This is a genomic window from Synechococcales cyanobacterium T60_A2020_003, from assembly GCA_015272205.1.
In the GTDB taxonomy this organism is placed as follows: domain Bacteria; phylum Cyanobacteriota; class Cyanobacteriia; order RECH01; family RECH01; genus JACYMB01.
The window spans coordinates 1-3,574 of the sequence record JACYMB010000043.1 but is presented as its reverse complement, the minus strand read 5'-3'; the positions used below and the strand labels follow the sequence as shown (position 1 = coordinate 3,574).

2 protein-coding genes and 1 other RNA gene are annotated in these 3,574 nt (G+C 53.0%); 2 read left to right on the top strand and 1 reads right to left on the bottom strand.

Annotated elements, in window-relative coordinates:
* Positions 1-191, bottom strand: an RNA gene (gene rnpB / locus IGR76_02595) — RNase P RNA component class A; the annotation flags it as partial.
* Positions 192-369: 178 nt separating this feature from the next.
* Between rnpB and recQ the strand changes: the two genes are divergently transcribed.
* Together recQ and IGR76_02585 are read left to right on the top strand one after the other, a co-directional pair.
* The gene (gene recQ, locus IGR76_02590; GenBank protein MBF2077422.1) at positions 370-2,604 is read left to right on the top strand and encodes a DNA helicase RecQ; all 2,235 of its coding nucleotides are present in this window, start codon (positions 370-372) and stop codon (positions 2,602-2,604) included.
* 424 nt (positions 2,605-3,028) lie between these two features.
* On the top strand, positions 3,029-3,574 hold a 546-nt coding region (locus IGR76_02585), incomplete at its 3' end, for a peptidoglycan-binding protein (GenBank protein MBF2077421.1).

The following is a 3,574-nucleotide window of genomic DNA, read 5'->3' as shown; positions in this document are numbered from 1 at the left end:
TCTCGATGCTGCTGGTGCGCTCTTACCGCACCCTTGCACCCTTACCTGTGAGCCGTAGCTCCATCGGCGGTATGTTTCTGTGGCACTATCCTCACGCTCGCACGCACTGGGCGTTACCCAGCAGGTGTGGTTCTTCGGAAGCCCGGACTTTCCTCAAGCGATCGCTCGCTTGCAACTCCCTCGCCTACTCTTTCCTGGTTTTAGTCTATCGGGTTGGGTTGAGCAGCGTCTATCCGGGTATCGTCCTGCTTAAATTCCGCTTCTGGCAATTTGCTGAGATTGGCTAGAATTTTTAGGGTGTGTTTGTTCCCTTTTCGGTTGTGCCCCAGGGTAACATCGCATCAATGGTTCATTCTGGGTTGGGAAGGCATGGAATCTGAGTTATTTACGCAATCTCCGGTGTTTCCATCACTGGATCAGGCGTTGAAACATTACTTCGGGTACGATACCTTTCGACCGGGGCAACAGGACATTGTGGCGCGATCGCTCGAAAACCGGGATCAGTTGGTGGTGATGCCGACGGGTGGCGGAAAGTCGCTCTGCTACCAGCTACCAGCGTTACTGATGCCGGGGTTAACTGTCGTCGTATCGCCACTTATCGCCCTCATGCAGGATCAGGTGCAAGCGCTTCAGGATAATGGGATTGGCGCGACGTTTCTCAACAGCAGCATCGGTTTGACGGAAACACGCCAACGCCTAGACGCGATTTTTCAGGGCACCATTAAACTCCTCTACCTGGCTCCGGAACGGTTGCTTAGCGACACCTTTAGTCCGGTGCTCGATGATATTTACCAGCAAGTCGGGATTTCGGCTTTTGCCATCGATGAGGCGCACTGCGTTTCGGAATGGGGGCATGATTTTCGTCCGGAGTATCGCCAGCTTGCCAGCTTGCGCGATCGCTACGCCCGTGTGCCAATTTTGGCCTTAACGGCAACCGCAACGGAACGAGTGCGCCAAGACATCATCAGCCAGCTTGCCCTGACCAATCCTGCCATCCACATCGCCAGTTTTAACCGTCCCAATCTCTATTACGAAGTTAGACCGAAGGAAAAATCTTCCTACCGGGAACTGCTGAGCGAAATTCGCAACGTCCGCCAAGGTTCCGGGATTGTCTACTGCCTCAGTCGGCGCAAGGTGGATGAATTAACCAGTCAGCTTCAGCGCGATCGCATCTCGGCGTTGCCCTACCATGCCGGGTTGAGCGATGCCGAACGGACGGAGAATCAGAATCGGTTTATTCGCGATGATGTCCAGGTGATGGTGGCGACGGTCGCGTTTGGGATGGGCATCAATAAGCCGGACGTGCGGTTTGTCGTTCACTACGATCTGCCGCGCAATCTTGAAAGCTACTACCAGGAAGCCGGACGGGCGGGACGAGATGGCGAACCGTCGCGGTGCGTTCTCTTCTTTGGCTATGGTGATCTGAGTATTGTCAATTACCTGATTGAACAGAAAGTTGATGCCCATGAGCAGCAAATCGCCCGTCAGCAGTTGCGCCAGGTGCTGGACTACGCCGAGGGGACAGACTGCCGCCGTCGCATCCAGCTCCGCTACTTTGGCGAATCCTTCCCTGACAACTGCAACAACTGCGACAACTGCCTGCAACCCAAAATCACGGAAGACTGGACGATTGAGGCGCAAAAGTTTCTGTCCTGCGTCGCCCGATGTCATGAGCGCTTCGGCATGAGCCACATTATCGACGTGCTGCGGGGTTCCCAAAATAAGCGGGTGCTGCAAATGAAGCATAACGAGCTATCGACCTACGGCATTGGACGCGATCGCACCGCTGAGGAATGGAAACATCTGGGGCGATCGCTCCTGCATCAAGGGTTAGTGGACGAAACCACCGATGGCTTTCCCGTTCTGAAGCTGAATCCCTACAGTTGGGAAGTCCTTCGTAAACAGCGAGAGGTTCATATTGCCTTGCCGCGTCAATCAGCTACGGTGGACGGACGCAGTGGGCGATCGCTGGAAGCCGAACAGCTTTTGGATCGGTTGCGGCGGTTGCGAAAGGAAATTGCCGACGAACAATCAGTGCCACCCTACGTGGTGTTTGCCGATTCCAGTCTGCGGCTGATGGCGCAGATGCGTCCGGTGACGCTGGAGCAGTTTGCCAATATTTCCGGGGTGGGTAGCTACAAGCTCAGCCAGTATGGTGCAAGATTCACCCAGACCATTCGCCAGGTTTGCGAGGAATTGGGTCTTGAAGTCAACGCAGACGATCGCCCCCCCGTGGTGACGGTTCCGGTGCGATCGCCCGCCACCGAACCCGGCGATTTATCCGACACCCATCGCCAAACCCTCTATCTCTATCAACAAGGATTATCGCCTGCCCAAATTGCTGCCAAACGAAACGTGCGCCTCACCACCATCCTGGATCACCTCGCGATTTTGATGGAAGCCGGAGAATCGATTGACCTCGATGCCCTCGTTGCCCCTGAACGCCAAAACGCCATTCGACAGGCGATCGCCCTTGTGGGTGACAAAGCCCTACGCAATATCTACACCTATCTCAAGGAAGCCTACGATTATCCCGAAATTCGCCTTGTGCGTGCCCATTGGCGCTACCAAAAGGCATCAGAATCCTCGGTAAAGAAGTCCTAGATTCCTACGGGAATGATCGACTTTTGCGATCGAATCGAGAAGAAAATCCCTAGGAATCTTCATTTTGCCTTTGCGTCTCCCCATTTCGGCAAAATCATTCCTAATTTCTCCGCTTAAATCACGCCTTTATTTAGGGCTTGAAGACGCGATCGCCCTTTAAAAAAAGGAATGTACTATAGCAAGAGAACAACAGATTTAGGGGATTTTTAGCCAAAAGGGCGATCGCCTTCCGCATTCATAGCGTAAAAGGCGTCCGAAATCCTCCAGGTTTGGTATTGTTATGGTTAGAAGAAAAAGTAGTCCCTCAAGTCAGTCCATACGGAACTGGACGATTGCGAATAACGTCTAGTTTCTTCGTTCTATTGAAACCGTATCGAACTGATTTTCTTCATAGGGATTAACGAATTCATCAGGAACGCAATTTATGGAAGTTCTTGCCTTTCTCCACCACTCTCTAGCCTATGAGCATCCTGAGGATTATGAGCTTCAGCTAAGCTGGGATGAACTAAAGACGATTTCCAACACCCTGATTCCAGAAGTCGTCTTACCCAGTATGCAACTCTCAGGCCAACTCTCTAGCCAAACGGCAGGTTACCTCCTCTGCCTGCTAGGGGGACTCGCAATCGTGGCAGCCTCTGAAAATGCGTCAGCCACGACTCTTTCACGAGGTTCCTACGGAGATGACGTGCAAGAACTTCAGCACGCCCTCAGTCAGGCAGGGTATTTTCATGGCCCCTTCACAGGCTTCTTCGGGTCACTGACTCAAAACGCCGTCATGAACTTCCAATACGACAACGCTCTTTCTGTTGATGGCATCGCAGGGCCGGATACTTTAACGGCTCTACAAGCCTACTCTGCGCCTGTAGGGGGTGGCAATCTCAGCTATGGCATGTATGGAGCAGAAGTCACCGATCTCCAGCGCAGCCTAGCCAATGCCGGATATTTCAACGGCCCATTCACCGGGTATTTT